Source organism: Fictibacillus sp. BK138 (assembly GCF_004216955.1).
GTDB lineage: Bacteria > Bacillota > Bacilli > Bacillales > Fictibacillaceae > Fictibacillus.
The window spans coordinates 1,624,190-1,641,279 of the sequence record NZ_SGXL01000001.1; the positions used below are offsets into that span (position 1 = coordinate 1,624,190).

Genomic DNA, 17,090 nt, shown 5'->3' on the forward strand with positions numbered 1-17,090 from the left:
GTAAAAAAAGGTCAAAATATAAGGAAATTTAAGGGTTAAATCGCTAAAAACGTCGAAAAAAGATTGAATTCTTTAAACGAATCGTATAATATAAGGCTTGTTACAGATATAATAAGTAAAATCCTGTATATTACATATGAAAATAATACTTAAAAAAAATATTTCACTACCGATATACCTGTAGAGAATTCCTTGAGAGGAGGTGAATGGAATGAACAAGACTGATCTTATCAACGCAGTATCTGAGCAAGCTCAGCTTTCTAAGAAAGATGCATCTAAAGCAGTAGACGCTGTTTTCGAAGCGATCACTGGTACTCTTCAAAGCGGAAGCAAGGTACAACTTATCGGTTTTGGTAACTTTGAAGTTCGTGAGCGTGCAGCTCGTAAAGGCCGCAACCCGCAAACTGGACAAGAAATCGAAATCTCTGCAAGCAAAGTTCCTGCTTTCAAACCTGGGAAAGCCCTTAAGGACGCTGTAAAATAATTTATACATAGGGCAAAAAGACCGTGAATCGTTCACGGTCTTTTTTATTTTTTATGCTGGAGAGTGTTTGTTCGTTTGATGTACAGATTAGATGAATGTTCGCTTCAAATGAAAGTGTGAGTCATTATGAGGGGTAAATAAACACTTTTACACGGTAATCTGATTTTTATAGAAAATTCGACGAACCTACCCGCTATAACCCTATTAAATAAATGAATGATCTCTTTCGGCAGAGCTTATTTCCTATGAAAGCTCAATATGTAAGGGGTTTCTCCTTTTGCTATTCTTTCAGCAGTATGCTAAAATTTTGCTATTGTGTTATTGGAATTGGAGGACAAAGAGCGTGGCAGAAGTTCAACGTGAGAAAATTGAAACCGCAGTAAAAATGATACTTGAAGCTATTGGGGAAGACCCTGAGAGAGAGGGTTTAATAGATACACCTAAACGTGTGGCAAAAATGTACGAAGAAGTCTTTCAAGGATTGAACCAGGATCCGAAAGAACATTTTGCAACTATTTTTGGAGAAGACCACGAGGAATTAGTACTTGTGAAAGATATACCTTTCTATTCGATGTGTGAACATCACCTTGTACCTTTCTTCGGCAAAGCTCACATAGGTTACATACCAAAAGGCGGTAAAGTTACTGGATTGAGCAAACTAGCAAGAGCAGTGGAAGCTGTAACAAAAAGACCGCAGCTGCAAGAGAGAATTACGTCAACGATTGCAAACAGCCTGCTTGAAACACTCGAACCGCACGGTGTAATTGTTGTTATCGAGGCAGAGCATATGTGTATGACGATGCGTGGAGTGAAAAAACCTGGCTCAATGACGGTTACTTCTGCGGTGAGAGGCGTTTTTGAAAAAGATGCTGCAGCAAGGGCAGAAGTATTAAGTCTGATTAAAAACTAAAGGAGGGTTTCCAATAATGAAATCAGAATTTGACTTTTTTGTTATAAAAGCTAAAGAAAATGGTGTAAATGTAATTGGATTAACCCGAGGAACAGAAACAAGGTTTCACCATTCAGAAAAATTGGATAAAGGTGAAGTGATGATCGCGCAGTTTACTGAGCATACTTCAGCTGTGAAAGTTAGAGGAAAAGCAGTTATATACACTAAGCATGGTGAAGTAGATACTGAATCATAAGAATAGTTTATAAGCAAAATTAACTTACCATTGGCAGGAATGTAAGCTAAATGAATGCCGGTGGATAGGCTAGGCGGTCAGCCTAGTTTTCTTTATGTCCGAAATAACGATTGAATCCATAAATAATTGGCGACTATGTTATAATAATGAGGCGCATTTCGCTGTATCTTTGGAGGTATATGATGAACAACAGGGAAAAAATTCAACGTTTAAAAGAGCATACACTTTTATTGATGCAGCATAGTTATGTCGATAAGTTTCTTGCGCCTCCAGTTTTTGATGAAGCGAAAGTGTATATAGCGTACTGTCTGCTTAGTGAACTTGAATTAGATGAAGCGGTTGAAGCGGAATATTTCAGCTCGATCCTTTTGATACAGTCTGCACTCGATCGTCATGAAGATATCCTTGATGAAGACATTGTTTCACATAAAAAAAGAAGGCAGCTCGTTGTTTTATCCGGCGATTATTTTAGCAGCCTCTACTATCTGTTATTGTCCCGGTGCGAAAATCTAGATTTGATATCCAAGCTGTCAAAAGCTGTCCAAGAAATAAATGAACATAAATCTTCTATGCATCATCAAATCAACAAAAGTAATGTGGAATACATAAAAACCGCAGGTCAAATTGAAAGCTTATTGTATATAAGAGCTGCTGAATCGTTCGGTCTGCAAAAATATATTCCGTTCATAGAACGCTATCTTCTCATATCCCTCTATCAGAGCAAGGAACAGAGAATGTCACTGAACGAGGATCAATTGGAATATTTAAATTCGTGTGAAACAGATTTACGAGAAAAAAGGATAGAGATGCCTCACGTCTTTCATCGGGAAGACTGCAGCATTTATAAATGTATTGAAAATGACTTAATGTTAGGAGAGGGTTAATCCGATGTTGAGTAAAGAAGAACGGGTTCACTCTGTATTTGAAAAGATCTCAGATCAATATGATTATATGAACGATCTTATCAGCTTCAAACAGCATAACAGATGGCGAAATGATACTATGAAACGCATCAGTGTCAAACCGGGAGACAATTGTCTGGATGTTTGCTGCGGAACTGGAGAATGGACATTTGCGCTTGCAGAAGCTGCAGGTGAAAAAGGTAATGTAACTGGCCTTGACTTTAGTGAGAACATGTTGAAGGTCGGACGGGAAAAATTAAAGAAACGCTCTTTTCCTAACATAGCTTTTTTACATGGAAATGCAATGGAGCTGCCGTTTGAAGATAACACCTTTGATGTTGTAACCATTGGTTTTGGTCTCAGAAACGTACCTGACTATTTTCAGGCGCTTAAAGAAATGGCAAGAGTAGTAAAGCCTGGAGGAAGAGTGGTTTGTTTGGAAACGTCACATCCGACAGTTCCCGTTTTCAAACAGGTTTTCAAATTTTATTTTACGTATATCATGCCTGTCTTCGGTAAGCTTTTCGCAAAAAGCTATCAAGAATACTCTTGGCTGCAAGAGTCAACTGAAGCTTTTTTGACTAAAGAAGAACTAAAGGATCTTTTTCAAAGATCAGGTTTGACCGAAGTTGAAGTGAAATCATATGCATTAGGTGCAGCTGCTATGCATACAGGTAAAAAACCGCAATAGAAGAGAGCGTTGAAGTGTGTGGAATAAAGTTAAGATTATTTTAGAAATGATTAAGTTTGAACATACCATTTTTGCTCTGCCTTTTGCCTATTTGGGGGCAATAATGGGGAACATTGTTGAAGAAGGTACCATGCCATCATTGTTCGAATGGGTATGGATCACGTTAGCGATGGTAGGTGCAAGAAGTTCTGCAATGGCTCTGAACCGGGCGATAGATTCAGAGATTGATGGAGAAAATCCTAGAACTAAGACTCGTGCTATTCCTGCAAAACTTTTAAAAATAGGTGAAGTATATTTATTTATCGCAGTGACTCTAGCGTTATTGTTTGTTAGTGCGTACCAGCTTAATGCACTTTCTGTAAAGCTGCTTCCGCTTGCTGTCTTTTTTCTTGTTATTTATTCTTATACGAAGCGGTTTACTTATCTGTGCCACATTGTCCTTGGGATTACGATTGCACTGGCACCCCTAGGTGGATGGGTTGGTGCAACAGGTACGTTAAGTCAGGAAGCATTTCTATTGTTTTTCGGCGTGCTTTTTTGGACGGCAGGTTTTGACGTTATATATGCAACCCAAGACGCGGAATATGACAAGTCACATGGTTTGTATTCTATCCCGTCTGCATTTGGCATTGCAAAAGGTCTGATAACTGCCAGATGGCTTCATGGTGCTAGTTTCATAACTTTCATCACACTTGGTGCAGTGTCAGGTATGGGGTGGATTTATTATCTCGGCGTCATTATTTCTGGTGTAATCATGGTATATGAACATTCATTGGTAAAGCCTCATGATCTATCAAAGCTGGATGTAGCCTTCTTTACGATGAACGGTGTTTTAAGTGTAGTCATGTTTATTTTTTCAATAGGGGACCTTTTATTATGAAAACTTTTACGATTGGTATTACCGGGGCAAGTGGTGCTGTATATGGTATTAGACTTGTACAGGAAATTCTGAAGAGCGGAAACAAAGTCCATCTTGTAGTGACTGAAGCAGGATGGCAAGTATTTAGAGAAGAGCTCCTTTGGAACACTGAGGATCGGGAAGCTTGTCTGGAAGAACACTTTGCTTCATTTGGCAGGGAGCGTTTTCATTACCACACGCTCCGCGATTTTAATGCGCCTATCGCGAGTGGTTCTTATCAGAATGACGGAATGGTTATCATACCTTGTTCGATGGGTACTTTGTCTGGAATCGCTCATGGAGCTTCTGGCAATCTACTGGAGCGTACGGCAGATGTTATGCTGAAGGAAAGCAGAAAACTCATTTTAGTTCCAAGAGAAACGCCGCTTCATAAGATTCATCTGGAAAATATGATCAAAGTTACTGAAGCTGGAGGTAAGATCGTTCCAGCAATGCCTGGTTTTTATCATTTACCTAAGTCTATGGAAGATTTAGTGAATTTCCTTGTAGGAAAAGTATTGGATAATCTAGGTGTTCACCATGAATTGTTTACACGCTGGGGAGACTGATAGAATATGAACATCGGGGAAATTAACTATACAAACATCATACCCCTATATTTTTATTTGGACAGAGAACGATTAAAGGAGAACGGAGTATCGATAACAGATGCCGTGCCTTCTAGAATTAACCGGCTAATGGAAGAAAAAAAGGTAGATATAGGAGGGATCTCCTCATTTTCTTTTGGAAAAAATGCAGACCGTTATAGCCTTATCCCAGACTTATCGGTTTCTGCTTTCGGAAAAGTCAATTCTATCTTTTTGTTTTCGAAATATCGCTTAGAAGAGTTAGGCGGAAAAAAGGTAGCTTTAACGTCGAGCTCTGAAACATCTGTTGCCTTGGTGAAGATCATCATGTGGCAATTTTACAGAATTGAGCCTTCTTTTAAAGTAGAAAAACCGAATTTCGAAAAAATGATGGAACTGTATGATGCATGCCTCCTGATTGGTGATGATGCCATTTCAGCCAATAGAAAGAACAGTAGCTATCATGTGTATGACCTAGGAGAAATCTGGTATAAAGAGACTGGACTTCCGATGGTTTTTGCTGTGATGGCTTATCGTAAAGAGATGGAAACAGAGAAGAGAGAATTGCTCTCTTATGTTGGTCAAAGTATGACAGAAAGCAAAGAGCGCTGTCTGAGAGAAAATTTTGCACCTGTTGTTGAACGTGCAGTCATGGAGCATGGCGGAACTGCTGCATTTTGGGAATCATATTTTAATGGGTTAGATTACGGATTTAATGGCGAACATGAAAAAGGACTAAGTGTTTATTTTCAGCTTGCTAAAGAGTGCGGATTGTTGCAGACAATACCCTCTATCTTAAAGCTTTCGTATAAGTAACAGGCGATAGGGTGAAATAAAAGTGAAGTTAAAAGACTTATACTCATTTTTAAAAAAAGATTTACAGCTAATAGAAGATCAACTCGCAGTGTCGGTTAGTTCTGATCAGCCTATGATCCATACAGCAGGCATGGAGTTATTAAAAGCTGGGGGAAAAAGAATCCGCCCTGTATTTGTTCTGCTTTCTGCTCAGTTTGGTACATACAACATCAGTCAAGTTAAAAAGCCTGCAGCAGCATTAGAATTAATACATATGGCCTCGCTTGTCCATGACGATGTCGTAGATGATGCTGACATGAGAAGAGGAAGAGAGACGGTTAAGGCAAAGTATGACAATAAGATCGCCATGTACACGGGTGATTATATTTTTGCTTCTGCTCTAAAGTTAATGACAGATATTGAGATTCCCCGTGCACATCAGATCCTGGCGCAGGGAATGAAAGAGATGTGCCTGGGCGAGATCGAACAGATAAACGAACAATTTGATACGGATCAGAACATAAGAAAGTATTTTAAGCGGATCAAGCGTAAGACCGCTTTGCTCATCGCTTTAAGCTGCCAGTTAGGAGCGATCACTTCAAAAGCGGATGTTTCCCTTCAGAGACTTCTTTATGAGTTTGGCTATTGTGTCGGCATGGCTTTTCAGATTACGGATGATATCTTGGATTTTACCGCATCAGAAAAACAGCTTGGAAAACCTGCAGGAAGTGATTTGAAGCAAGGAAACATTACACTTCCGGCGTTATTTACGATCCGTAATTATCCTGAAGTGAAAGAAAAGCTGGACCTCTACTATCAAAATGGAAATTCTGAGCTTCTGAAAGAGCTGTTAAAAGATATTAAAAGCCATGGCGGGATCGAGTATGCATCTCAAATCTCCGCGAAATACCTGAACCGTGCTAAAAATGCTGCACGATCATTACCTGATACCGATGCGAGGGACAGCTTGCTGAAAGTAGCTGATTTTATTGCTGGCCGGAAATTTTGAGCCATTGCTAATTTTTAAAATTTTTGGTACGATTTCTCTGGGGAACTTGTCCCACATATACTATACATAGATGATAGGAGAGGGAATACATGGAAAAAACGTTTTTAATGGTTAAACCAGATGGCGTTCAACGTGCGTTAATCGGAGAAATCGTATCCCGTTTTGAAAAGAAAGGTTTTCAATTAGTAGGGGCGAAATTAATGAACATTTCTGAGGATCTTGCTAAAGAACATTACGGTGAGCACAAAGAGCGTCCGTTCTTCGGAGAGCTTGTAGACTTTATTACTTCTGGACCTGTATTTGCAATGGTTTGGGAAGGTAAAGACGTTATCTTAACTGCTCGCAACATGATGGGCAAAACGAACCCTGCTGAAGCAGCACCTGGTTCAATCCGCGGTGACTATGCTGTACAAGTAAGCAACAACATCATCCACGGTTCAGATTCTGCTGAAAGTGCAGAGCGCGAAATCGGTTTATTCTTTAAAGAAGAAGAACTAGTTTCTTACGATAAAGCTGTTTCTGTTTGGATCTAATTATTTTATCTAAAAATGAAAGCGTTTTAGCCGGCCATTGTGCCGGTTTTTTTTATTTTTATGAATTTTATTGAAATAAGTAGTTGATTTCCTCGCATTTTTAGTCGATGTCAGTAAAGTTTTAAGAGCCTATTTACTAATCACATAAAAAAAGACAATAAACACATAAAAAAACGTAATCATCACATAAAAAGTGGATACAATCACATAAAAATAACCGGTAATCACAAATTTTTACATTTTATGGAATTTTCAATTACTCATGGTGGATCTATGAGTATATGAAAAAAGTTTAAAGTTCGCCGATAAAAGGGATATGGATGATGAACAAAGCAGCATATGACTAACGGGAGAGAAATAAATGGACTTGGATTATGAAGGATTTAAAAAGAATATTTTGCTAAAGACGGGAATTGATCTTTCAAAATATAAAGAAGCACAAATGAAACGGCGACTGATCGCTTTAAGAGATAAGAGATCTTTTGGTTCCTTTTCTGACTATTATCAAGCTTTATCACATGACAGCAATATGCTGGATGAATTTTTAGACAGAATGACGATCAATGTTTCTGAGTTCTATCGAAATCCTTCTCGCTGGGAAGTGCTTGAACAAAAGATTCTACCAAGACTCTTAGCTGAACGTAACTCTTTGAAAGTATGGAGTGCTGCATGTTCAACAGGCGAGGAGCCGTATACACTTTCGATGATGCTTACAGAATATAAGGGGATCATTAACTTTTCTGTTCTGGCGACAGATCTAGATGAACAAGTTTTAGAACAAGCAAAAAACGGTTTTTATTTTGAAAAAGCTGTTCAAGACGTTCCCGTTACGAAAAAGAAGCGATATTTTTTAAAGCAGGAACTAGGTCTAAAAATAAGTGATGACATAAAAAAACATGTCACATTTAAAAAGCAGAACCTTCTTTCCGATCCATTCGGAAATGATTTCGATTTAATCGTTTGCCGGAATGTGATGATCTATTTTACAGAAGAAGCAAAAGCGGTTTTATATGATAAATTCAGTAAAGCTCTACGTCCAGGAGGAGTATTATTTGTTGGAAGCACAGAACAAATCTTTAATCCTGGATTGTACGGATTAGAATCAGAAGAACCATTCTTCTACAGAAAAAAATAATAAGGTTAATTATATTGAATTTACTTTTTCATGGTTGACAGATTAAAATGAATGGTTTAATGTAACTGATAAGTTTAGAGTAATAGTTTAGAGTATTAGAGCCTAGTTGAGACAAGTTGAGAGAGAGTTCGAGTGGAGCAGAGCCGAGAATGGAAATGTACATATGCCATGCGGTTTTTTTCTGCATGGCTTTTTTGTATCCTTTTTTATAAGGAGTACATGGTCCATAGATGAATCGTCCTCTTATAACCCCCTCACTCTCCGTAATATGCGGAGGTGTACTTTATGATATTTTCCTTTCATAACCCGCCTTGAACGGTTGTTTTTTCTCAGTGCAGAACAAAACAATACGTTTAAAGGGGCGTTCTTATGATCCAATCACTAAATAAAAAATTAGTAAAAAAAGAAACGATGACAGAGAAGGAAGCTTTTTATTTTATGGAAAGCCTCGTGAATGGAAGTGTAACTGATACTGAAGCCATTTCTATCCTTACTATAATGAGCTATCGCGGTGAGACAGCTGAAGAGATCACAGGTTTTGTAAAGGCCATCCGTAAACTTTCCAAGCAGGTCAGCAGAAAATCCACTGAAGACATAATGGATACTTGCGGTACTGGCGGTGATGGAGCATCCACCTTTAATATTTCTACGGCGGTAAGCATCATCTTGTCCTCTCTTGGCATTAAAGTAGCGAAGCATGGCAATAAAGCAATCACATCTAAAAGCGGTAGTTCTGATGTATTAGAAGCCCTGGGCATTACAGTAGCAACAAACAGTTATGAAGCAAATTACCAGTTAGAAAATCATGACATTGCATTTTTGCATGCACCTTATTTTCATCCATCTTTGAAAAAAGTCGCACACTTAAGGCGTCAGCTACCTTTTAGGACTATTTTTAATATAATCGGTCCCCTGGTGAACCCGATGTCTCCAGCATATCAGCTGATTGGTGTAAGTGACGAAAGTGCCGCTGCAGCGATGGCACAAGCTATAAAAAAACTCGGTATGAAGAAAGCACTTTTAGTCACAGGGAAAGATGGGCTGGATGAATGTTCGATCACCGACGAAACAAAAATGTTCTTAGTTGAAAACGGAGAAATTACTGAGTCTACTTTTACACCTGAAGAAGCAGGGCTGAAAAGAGGCTCATTAAAAGAGATTACTGTAAATGATAAGCAAGAAAGTGCAGAATTAATCATTTCTATCTTAAAAGGCCAAGGAAATGAATCAGCAAGAAATATCGTGATACTAAATGCGGCTGCAGCATTATTTGCCTCAAACCGTGTTCACAGGATCAAAGAAGGTGTTGAAGTGATAGAGAACTGCTTGAGCTCAGGTACAGCATATAAACATCTGTTATCGATGAATAAAGAGGAGGAGAAAGCTCTTGTTAACTAACATCATAAAGCAAAAAGAAAAAGAGATAGAAGTTCTTCCTCCGGTCACGAGATCAGGAAATATAGATTTTATTGAAAAAGACCATCGGCCTTTTGCCTTGAATCTGCTCAAATCTGAAAGAAAGCCAGCATTGATTGCTGAAGTGAAGAAAGCATCTCCCTCTAAAGGTATTATTAAGGAAAATTTTGATCCTGTAAGTATTGCTAAAGAATATGAAGAAGCTGGAGCGGCTTGTCTTTCGGTTCTAACCGATACGGAGTTCTTTCAAGGTAATCTAGAATATTTAAAAGAAATTCGAAAGCATGTTTCCATTCCGCTCTTGAGAAAAGATTTTATAATCGATGAAAGACAAATTGTTGAGAGTGTTGAACATGGAGCAGATGCCATATTGCTTATTGCAGCTTGCTTAACGAAAGAAAAGTTTAAAGCCCTTTATAAATTTGCTGTAGAATGTGGTCTGGAGTGCTTAGTAGAAGTCCATACGGAAGGGGAGATTATGCAAGTCTATGAGGTTTGCAACCCTTCTATGATCGGAATAAACAACCGCGACTTAAAAAACTTTACTACAAACATCAATCATACTTTTTCGCTGCTCCCCTTTATAAAGAAAGAAACGTTAGTGATTAGTGAAAGTGGAATTAAATCGGCAGTGGATGTGAAGAGTCTCTCAGACAATGGTGTGAATGGAATGCTGATAGGGGAATCACTTATGCGTGCTGACTCTATCAAAAACAAAATAACGGAGATCTATGGTAATGTACGTTAAATATTGCGGCTGCCAGACAGAGGATGACTACCTGCTTCTTTCTTCCTCTAGAGCTGATATTATCGGTTTTGTTTTTGCTGATAGTAAAAGAAAGGTAGCGCGTGAGGACGTCTCCACATGGGTTAGGTCACACGGAAAACGTAAACTGATAGCTGGTGTATTCCAGAACAGTTCAATAGAAGAGATGGTTTCGGCGGCAGAGGAAGTGCCCCTTGATATCATTCAATGCCACGGAAATGAGTCGGTTAGTACGATTATTAAACTTAAAAAACGTACAAGGAAACTCATCTATAAAGCAATTCCTTATAGTGACAATATTTCTGAACAGATTGCTGTATATGCAAAATACGCAGATGCCATTGTTGTGGACTCCGTATCAAAAGGGCAATTTGGAGGGACTGGAATTTCGTTTGCTTGGACTCAGGTGCCGGCAATTTTAAAATTAGCAAAAGAAGAAAATGTTCCGTGTTTTATAGCGGGTGGAATTACCCCGGAAAATATTGATACCTTGCTTGATTATGGCCCATACGGAGTTGACCTGAGCGGAGGCATAGAGTACGAGGGAAGAAAATGCAGTAATCGTATAGAAAAACTGGAAAGGATGATTTTACATGTCAGCAGCAATCGTACCTGATCATCGAGGAAGATATGGTAACTTTGGCGGAAAATATGTTCCTGAAACCATAATGTTCGCCTTAGAAGAACTTGAAAAATCATTTGAAGAAGCTTTGAATGACAAAGAGTTTCAGAAACAATTTCAAAATGAACTTGCGGTGTATTCGGGAAGACCGACTCCTTTAACCTTCGCAGAACGATTGAGTGAGGCTAACGGAGGTGCCAAGATATATTTGAAACGTGAAGATCTTAATCACACAGGGGCACATAAAATAAATAATGCGATCGGACAAGCACTCTTAGCTGTCAGGATGGGCAAGAAAAAAATCATCGCTGAAACCGGAGCGGGACAGCACGGAGTAGCTGCAGCGACAGTAGCCGCTAAATACGGCCTTTCCTGCAAAGTATATATGGGAAAAGAGGATATACGAAGACAGGCGTTGAATGTTTTTCGTATGAAGCTTCTAGGTGCAGAAGTAATCGAGGTAACAAGTGGCAGTCAAACACTAAAAGATGCTACAAATGAGGCGATCAGGGAATGGGTGGCTTCTGTTGAAGATACGTTTTATCTTATCGGTTCAGCCGTCGGTCCGCATCCTTATCCTAAAATGGTGAAGAATTTTCAGCAGGTTATCGGATTTGAAACGATAGATCAGTTTATTCGGGAAAATGAAGGGAGCTTGCCCGATGCAGTTGTTGCGTGTGTCGGCGGAGGAAGCAATGCGATCGGAATGTTTGCGCCCTTTATCGAAAAAGATGTACCCCTTTTTGGTGTAGAAGCTGCCGGCAAAGGAATTGAAACGAATGCGCATGCAGCTACTCTATCAAAGGGTACAAACGGCGTGATACATGGATCCCTTACAAAACTTTTGCAAACAGAAGAAGGTCAGATTACAGAACCTTATTCGATTTCTGCAGGACTGGACTACCCTGGAATCGGACCTGAACATGCTTATCTTCATGAAACCGAGAGAGTAAAATATGAAGCTGTAACCGATCAAGAATCTTTAGATGCATTAAAGTCTCTATGCTTAAACGAAGGTATCCTATGTGCGCTAGAGAGTGCCCATGCAGTAGCATACAGCCTTAAACTTGCAAAGAATATGAACAAAGATGAAGCAATTGTCGTCTGCCTATCCGGCAGAGGTGATAAGGATGTTCATACACTTATGGAAAAAGTCGAAGGAGGAAATCAGTATGAATAAGAGATGGGCGGCTTTTCAAAATTCTGCTGATTATCGATTCGTACCTTATATTATGGCAGGAGACCCGTGTGAAGAGGCTACAATAGAACTTTCTTTAGCGTTAGAAGATTGCGGTGCAGCAGCCCTAGAACTTGGTGTACCCTATTCAGATCCTCTGGCTGACGGACCGGTTATACAGCGAGCGGGCATGAGGGGATTAAGGCAAAAGATGAACTTGGAGAAAACGATTAAACTCGTCTCAAAGCTGAGGGGAAGAGGATTGAAGATTCCAGTAATCATCTTTACTTATTATAATCTTTTGTTACAATTAGGAGAAAATCGTTTCATGACACTTGCAGAAGAGAATGGCGTTGACGGCATCTTGGTGCCAGATCTTCCTTATGAAGAAAGCTCTTACCTTAAAGAAATGTGCTCAGCTCATCACCTCGCTTTGATCTCATTAGTAGCTCCAACTACACATAACGAAAAGCTTAATAAACTATCAAGAGAAGCAGAAGGGTTTCTATACTGTATCTCTTCACTTGGAGTGACTGGAGTCAGAAGTGAATTCCGTGATGGATTGAACGATTTCTTAAGAGCTGCAAAAGAACATTCAGCTGTTCCTGTTTTGGTAGGATTTGGATTGTCCAAAAGAAATCAAATCGAACAATTTGAAGGAACAAGTGATGGATTTATCATAGGGAGTGCTATCGTTAAGAAGATTGAATCGCTGGAGAAAGAATTGATTAATAACAGAGAAGAAGCGATTGTAGAGTTTAAACAGTATATAGAATCGTTACTCCCTGTTTATAGCCGTTAAAAAGGAGTGGGAAAATGCAGCCGAAAGAACAGTTGTTATCTTTACAGCCCTACAAACCTGGTAAACCCGTTGAAGAAGTAAAGCGTGAGTTAGGATTAGAAAAAATAGTCAAACTTGCTTCAAATGAGAATCCATATGGATGTTCTAAATTAGCCAAAGATAAGATCACAGAAGAACTCTCAAATCTTCAAGTTTATCCGGATGGATATGCAGCAGAGATCAGAGAAAAATTATCTGGTTATCTAGGTGTTAAACAAGAACAGCTTATTTTTGGAAATGGTTCAGATGAAGTCGTTCAAATACTTTGCAGGGCCTATTTATCTCCTGAAACGAACACCGTAATGGCTGCTCCCACTTTTCCTCAATATCGCCACAATGCTGTTATTGAAGGGGCAGAAATTAGAGAGGTGCCGTTGATTAACGGTAACCATGATTTAGAATCTATGCTTACTGAAATTGATCACCAGACAAAGATCGTCTGGCTTTGTAATCCGAATAATCCTACTGGGAACTATATACCTGAAAATGATTTTGTTCAATTTATGAAAAAGGTTCCTTCTGATGTTATTGTGGTAAGTGATGAAGCATATTTTGAATATGTTTCAGCAAATGACTATCCGAATACCATTAATCATTTAAAGAATTATCCGAATCTAGTAATTCTGCGTACCTTTTCTAAAGCACATGGACTAGCTGCGCTGCGTATAGGTTACGGTATAGCCGATAGCACTATTATTAAAGGCATCGTGCCAGCACGAGAACCTTTTAATACATCAAGACTAGCTCAAGCAGCTGCAATAGGGGCACTGGAGGATGAGGGCTTTATTACTGAGTGTAAACAAAAGAACAGAGAGGGACTCGAACTCTTCTATTCTTTCTGTGTAAGAAAAGACCTTCTTTACTACCCATCAGAAGCTAACTTTATCTTAATCGATGTAAAATCTGATGCAGATTCAGCATTTAATTATCTATTGAAGAAAGGCTACATCGTCCGTTCAGGTAGTGCGCTCGGCTTTCCAACGATGATTCGTATCACGATCGGTGAAGAAGAACATAACAGAGAGATTATTGGACATCTCGAAACGTATATTGAATCCCTTGTAGAAAGTGTGAACTGATTTTTTAGCCCGGTATCAATCAGATACTCGGGCTATTTTCATAATTTTCAAAAAAGTATTGCATTTTCAGAATACTCTATTTATAATGTAGTTAATATGGTTTCTCTCCACTCCTATCCATATTATTCTTTCCTGACAACGCTTACATGTCAGGACTTTTTTTTGTTTATTTTTCTTTTAGACTGTTTTCATTAACAATTTTGCTTTTGTAGATGTTGATAGCCTGAGGGGTTACCTATTCAAGAAAGCAGTGCTCCTGCGTCTGCTAGAAAATCCTATTGAAGAGGGCTTTTCTCGTGGCAAGACTCGCGAGATGAATCTACTGTAGTTGGCACACATCTTGCACTCAATCAACAAGTCAGAGAAGTATACTCAACAAATAATATTCAAAGCAACTATCTTTTAGAAAGGTTCTAAAAGGTTGTGGTTGTTATTTTTCTTCCCCTTCTTTGAAAAATTGATTGGAGTGGAAGGTGCGAGACTCCTCGAAAATGAAAATCAATTTTCTTCGTGCGATGCATCGCTGTCGTAGCCTTCCTTGTCCTGCGGACGAGCGGTCAGGTGAGACCCTTAAGGCTGCAAAGCAGCAAGGGGCTCACCGCACGCCCCGCGGAAAGCGAAGCAACCTGAAGCGGAAATCAACTACTTACAAGTGCAACAAAGTTTCGGAAACAACACTAGAAATAAGCCTTCTTTTATCATATATTCGATAATAGAATCATAGCTTGTCTTAAAGAGATAAAAGGAGGCGAGCTATGCGGTATATTATTGAGCGCCCTTTAGAATCGCTTGGTACAAACACGGTACTTTCTTATCTTGTAGATTCTCAAAAAATATCATATGTATCTCAAGGGCCTCTTAGAATGAATGTTATGAAAATGTCGATGCATGGATTTAAGATGATACCTGGTCATATTACACCACTGATGTCTATCAATAAAATGACCGTAGAAGATGTAAGGAGACAGGTAGATGAGAAAACACAGCGCGGCACAACCACAATTTTAACTTCAGCCAGGATCGACTTTCTCCATGAAGCTGATCACGAATTAAAAAGAACCCGGCACCAGCTTATATCAAGTTCAATCGATTATTGTATCGGCCTCTCTCTATCACCAGAAAAAATCACTCCAAATATCGTCCGGTATTGCAAGCAGAAAAAGATTCCTTTTATTGAGTTGATCTGTGATGATTTCAGTCAGCTGACACGGGTAGTATGGGAAAGGATCAGAGAAGCTAATTTTCCGTATGGTACTGTCATCTTTCCGAAATTTCCTTTTGATATAGAAGATAAGAAGAAAAAAATATGGCAAAAAAAATGGAACGAACTTTCAGCAAATATGCAGATTCCTACTCTATATAGGGAATTGAACGAAGATGAACCGCTCCCGCTTCCTTTTTTGAAAATGCTGGGAATATATCCTCAAAAAGGCGGACTGTTCTCTGGCAGTGACGCAGATTATTGTCTGCTCTCAAAAGAAGGCATGGAAGAGAAGGTGATGTCAGTAATTGTAAGAGGTACTGTCGTCCATTCTGCTAACATTTTAGATTATAAGAAAGGCTACGGAAAAGAAATTATGATACCTCAGCCCCGTCGTTTTGGAGAATCTCCTGTTTCTCATGTATAATAGGCACAAGAAAACGAGGGATAAAGGGGTTTTAAGTATTGAATACAATCCAAGATGCGATTAGACTCGTAGAACATGGAGATGTAGAAAAAGGTATGTCTCTATTAGAACAATTAGCACAAAATGCAAACGATGCCGAACAATTTGAGATTGCTGAGGTATATCTGGATTGGGGACACACTTCAAAAGCTATGGACATGCTGAATAACTTGCTGAAGAAATATCCTGGAGAAGGAGAGCTTCTCGTATCCATTGCTGAATGCTGTTTGGATGAAGGTATGGATGAAGAAGCAATCAGTTATTTAGAGCAGGTAGATAAGAATGACGAAGAATATTTAAGGGCATTAATCCTCCAGGCAGACCTTTATGAAGGAATGGGTTTAACTGAAGTTGCAGAACGAAAATTAAAGGATGCACATGATAGAGATACTGATCACCCTATACTTTCTTATGCATTGGGCGATTTTTATTTAAGACAAGGAAAATTTGATTCGAGTTTGCCGCTTTTCCAAAAAGCCATCGATAAAAATGCTGAGATTGAAGATCTTCCATTAAGATATGCAGAAGCCTTGAGCCGTGCAGGGAAATTTGAAGAGGCACTTCCGTTATACAGAAAAGGACTTGACCATCATAAAGATCTTTATAGCTTGTTCGGGCATGGAGTTACTGCATTTAAAGCAGGTGAATTCAAAGAAGCCATTTCTGCTCTAGAAGAGTTGAAGGATATGGATCCGGATTATACGACGCTATATAGTGTCCTTTCTGAATCTTACGAGGAAGAAGGAGCTTTGGATGAAGCGTACCAAGTAATCCAAGATGGCTTGAAAAGAGATGAGCATAATGAAAATATATACTTACAGGCTGCGAGACTCGCTTATAAGATGCATTACCCAGAACAAGGTGAAGAATGGGTAAAGAAAGCACTTGAATTAAATCCTGCCCTTATTGAGCCCCTGCTGCGTTTAGGTGATCAATATTTACGCGAAGAAAGATTTGGAGATATCATTAGCCTTTACAAGCCTCTTACAGAAACGAAAGAAGAGATTCCTCTTATGTATTGGCACCTTGCAACTGCTAATAAGGAGACAGAAGATTTTAAAGAAGCATTAAAATGGTATGAAAAAGCTGCACTTCTTTTTAAAGATGATCCCGTGTTTTTAGAAGAATATGCTTATTTTTTATTAGAAGAAGGCAAACAGGAAGAAGCAAAAAAAGTCATGAAGGTTATGCTTACAATGAACCCAGAAAGAGCAGATATTGAGGAAGTATTGAACAGATTGGAAGAATTTTAAAACTTTCTGAAGCAAAGAAGGATTTTAGAAGCAATGAGAGAATATAAATATTATAAATAAGACGTGTTTTTGAATGATGGGGGGATTGCA

19 protein-coding genes are annotated in these 17,090 nt (G+C 38.9%); all 19 read left to right on the forward strand.

Going from position 1 to position 17,090, the window contains the following annotated elements; all coding sequences use genetic code 11:
• Positions 1-211 precede the first annotated feature (211 nt).
• The 19 genes from EV282_RS08050 to EV282_RS08140 all read left to right on the forward strand — a co-directional run bounded on the left by EV282_RS08050 (position 212) and on the right by EV282_RS08140 (position 17,000).
• Positions 212-484, forward strand: a complete 273-nt coding sequence (locus tag EV282_RS08050) for an HU family DNA-binding protein (RefSeq protein WP_066290474.1) — start codon at positions 212-214, stop codon at positions 482-484.
• Positions 485-827: 343 nt separating this feature from the next.
• The gene (folE, locus tag EV282_RS08055; RefSeq protein ID WP_066290471.1) at positions 828-1,394 is read left to right on the forward strand and encodes a GTP cyclohydrolase I FolE; all 567 of its coding nucleotides are present in this window, start codon (positions 828-830) and stop codon (positions 1,392-1,394) included.
• A 16-nt stretch (positions 1,395-1,410) separates the two neighbouring features.
• A complete protein-coding gene (gene mtrB, locus EV282_RS08060; protein ID WP_066241872.1) occupies positions 1,411-1,629 on the forward strand; it encodes a trp RNA-binding attenuation protein MtrB in 219 nt (72 codons plus the stop codon).
• 182 nt (positions 1,630-1,811) lie between these two features.
• Positions 1,812-2,513: a heptaprenyl diphosphate synthase component 1 gene (locus EV282_RS08065; protein WP_165389398.1), complete on the forward strand. Its 702-nt coding sequence runs from the start codon at positions 1,812-1,814 to the stop codon at positions 2,511-2,513.
• A gap of 4 nt (positions 2,514-2,517) precedes the next feature.
• Positions 2,518-3,222 carry a demethylmenaquinone methyltransferase gene (locus EV282_RS08070; protein WP_130295251.1) on the forward strand — a complete coding sequence of 235 codons (705 nt, stop codon included), beginning with the start codon at positions 2,518-2,520 and terminating at the stop codon, positions 3,220-3,222.
• Between the two features lie 46 nt (positions 3,223-3,268).
• Positions 3,269-4,102: a UbiA-like polyprenyltransferase gene (locus EV282_RS08075; RefSeq protein ID WP_264191127.1), complete on the forward strand. Its 834-nt coding sequence runs from the start codon at positions 3,269-3,271 to the stop codon at positions 4,100-4,102.
• Positions 4,099-4,689, forward strand: a complete 591-nt coding sequence (locus EV282_RS08080; protein WP_130295254.1) for a UbiX family flavin prenyltransferase — start codon at positions 4,099-4,101, stop codon at positions 4,687-4,689. Before EV282_RS08075 ends, EV282_RS08080 begins: the two co-directional genes overlap by 4 nt.
• 6 nt (positions 4,690-4,695) lie before the next feature.
• Positions 4,696-5,523: a menaquinone biosynthetic enzyme MqnA/MqnD family protein gene (locus EV282_RS08085; RefSeq protein WP_130295255.1), complete on the forward strand. Its 828-nt coding sequence runs from the start codon at positions 4,696-4,698 to the stop codon at positions 5,521-5,523.
• A gap of 22 nt (positions 5,524-5,545) precedes the next feature.
• Positions 5,546-6,511 (forward strand): polyprenyl synthetase family protein, encoded by a 966-nt coding sequence (locus EV282_RS08090; RefSeq protein WP_130295257.1) that lies wholly within the window; start codon positions 5,546-5,548, stop codon positions 6,509-6,511.
• A gap of 89 nt (positions 6,512-6,600) precedes the next feature.
• Positions 6,601-7,044: a nucleoside-diphosphate kinase gene (ndk, locus tag EV282_RS08095; RefSeq protein WP_066290459.1), complete on the forward strand. Its 444-nt coding sequence runs from the start codon at positions 6,601-6,603 to the stop codon at positions 7,042-7,044.
• 361 nt (positions 7,045-7,405) lie between these two features.
• The gene (locus tag EV282_RS08100; RefSeq protein ID WP_130295259.1) at positions 7,406-8,179 is read left to right on the forward strand and encodes a CheR family methyltransferase; all 774 of its coding nucleotides are present in this window, start codon (positions 7,406-7,408) and stop codon (positions 8,177-8,179) included.
• 369 nt (positions 8,180-8,548) lie between these two features.
• On the forward strand, positions 8,549-9,577 hold the full coding sequence (trpD, locus tag EV282_RS08105; protein WP_130295261.1) for an anthranilate phosphoribosyltransferase: 1,029 nt from the start codon (positions 8,549-8,551) through the stop codon (positions 9,575-9,577).
• Positions 9,567-10,343: an indole-3-glycerol phosphate synthase TrpC gene (gene trpC, locus EV282_RS08110; RefSeq protein WP_130295263.1), complete on the forward strand. Its 777-nt coding sequence runs from the start codon at positions 9,567-9,569 to the stop codon at positions 10,341-10,343. Before trpD ends, trpC begins: the two co-directional genes overlap by 11 nt.
• On the forward strand, positions 10,333-10,977 hold the full coding sequence (locus tag EV282_RS08115) for a phosphoribosylanthranilate isomerase (protein WP_165389399.1): 645 nt from the start codon (positions 10,333-10,335) through the stop codon (positions 10,975-10,977). The genes trpC and EV282_RS08115 overlap by 11 nt, the downstream gene beginning before the upstream one ends.
• On the forward strand, positions 10,955-12,163 hold the full coding sequence (trpB, locus tag EV282_RS08120) for a tryptophan synthase subunit beta (RefSeq protein ID WP_130295266.1): 1,209 nt from the start codon (positions 10,955-10,957) through the stop codon (positions 12,161-12,163). The genes EV282_RS08115 and trpB overlap by 23 nt, the downstream gene beginning before the upstream one ends.
• The gene (trpA, locus tag EV282_RS08125) at positions 12,156-12,962 is read left to right on the forward strand and encodes a tryptophan synthase subunit alpha (RefSeq protein ID WP_130295267.1); all 807 of its coding nucleotides are present in this window, start codon (positions 12,156-12,158) and stop codon (positions 12,960-12,962) included. The genes trpB and trpA overlap by 8 nt, the downstream gene beginning before the upstream one ends.
• A 14-nt stretch (positions 12,963-12,976) precedes the next feature.
• Positions 12,977-14,080 (forward strand): histidinol-phosphate transaminase, encoded by a 1,104-nt coding sequence (gene hisC / locus EV282_RS08130; RefSeq protein WP_130295269.1) that lies wholly within the window; start codon positions 12,977-12,979, stop codon positions 14,078-14,080.
• Positions 14,081-14,835: 755 nt separating this feature from the next.
• On the forward strand, positions 14,836-15,708 hold the full coding sequence (locus tag EV282_RS08135) for a hypothetical protein (protein ID WP_130295270.1): 873 nt from the start codon (positions 14,836-14,838) through the stop codon (positions 15,706-15,708).
• Between the two features lie 38 nt (positions 15,709-15,746).
• On the forward strand, positions 15,747-17,000 hold the full coding sequence (locus EV282_RS08140) for a tetratricopeptide repeat protein (protein WP_130295272.1): 1,254 nt from the start codon (positions 15,747-15,749) through the stop codon (positions 16,998-17,000).
• The last annotated feature ends 90 nt before the right edge of the window (positions 17,001-17,090 follow it).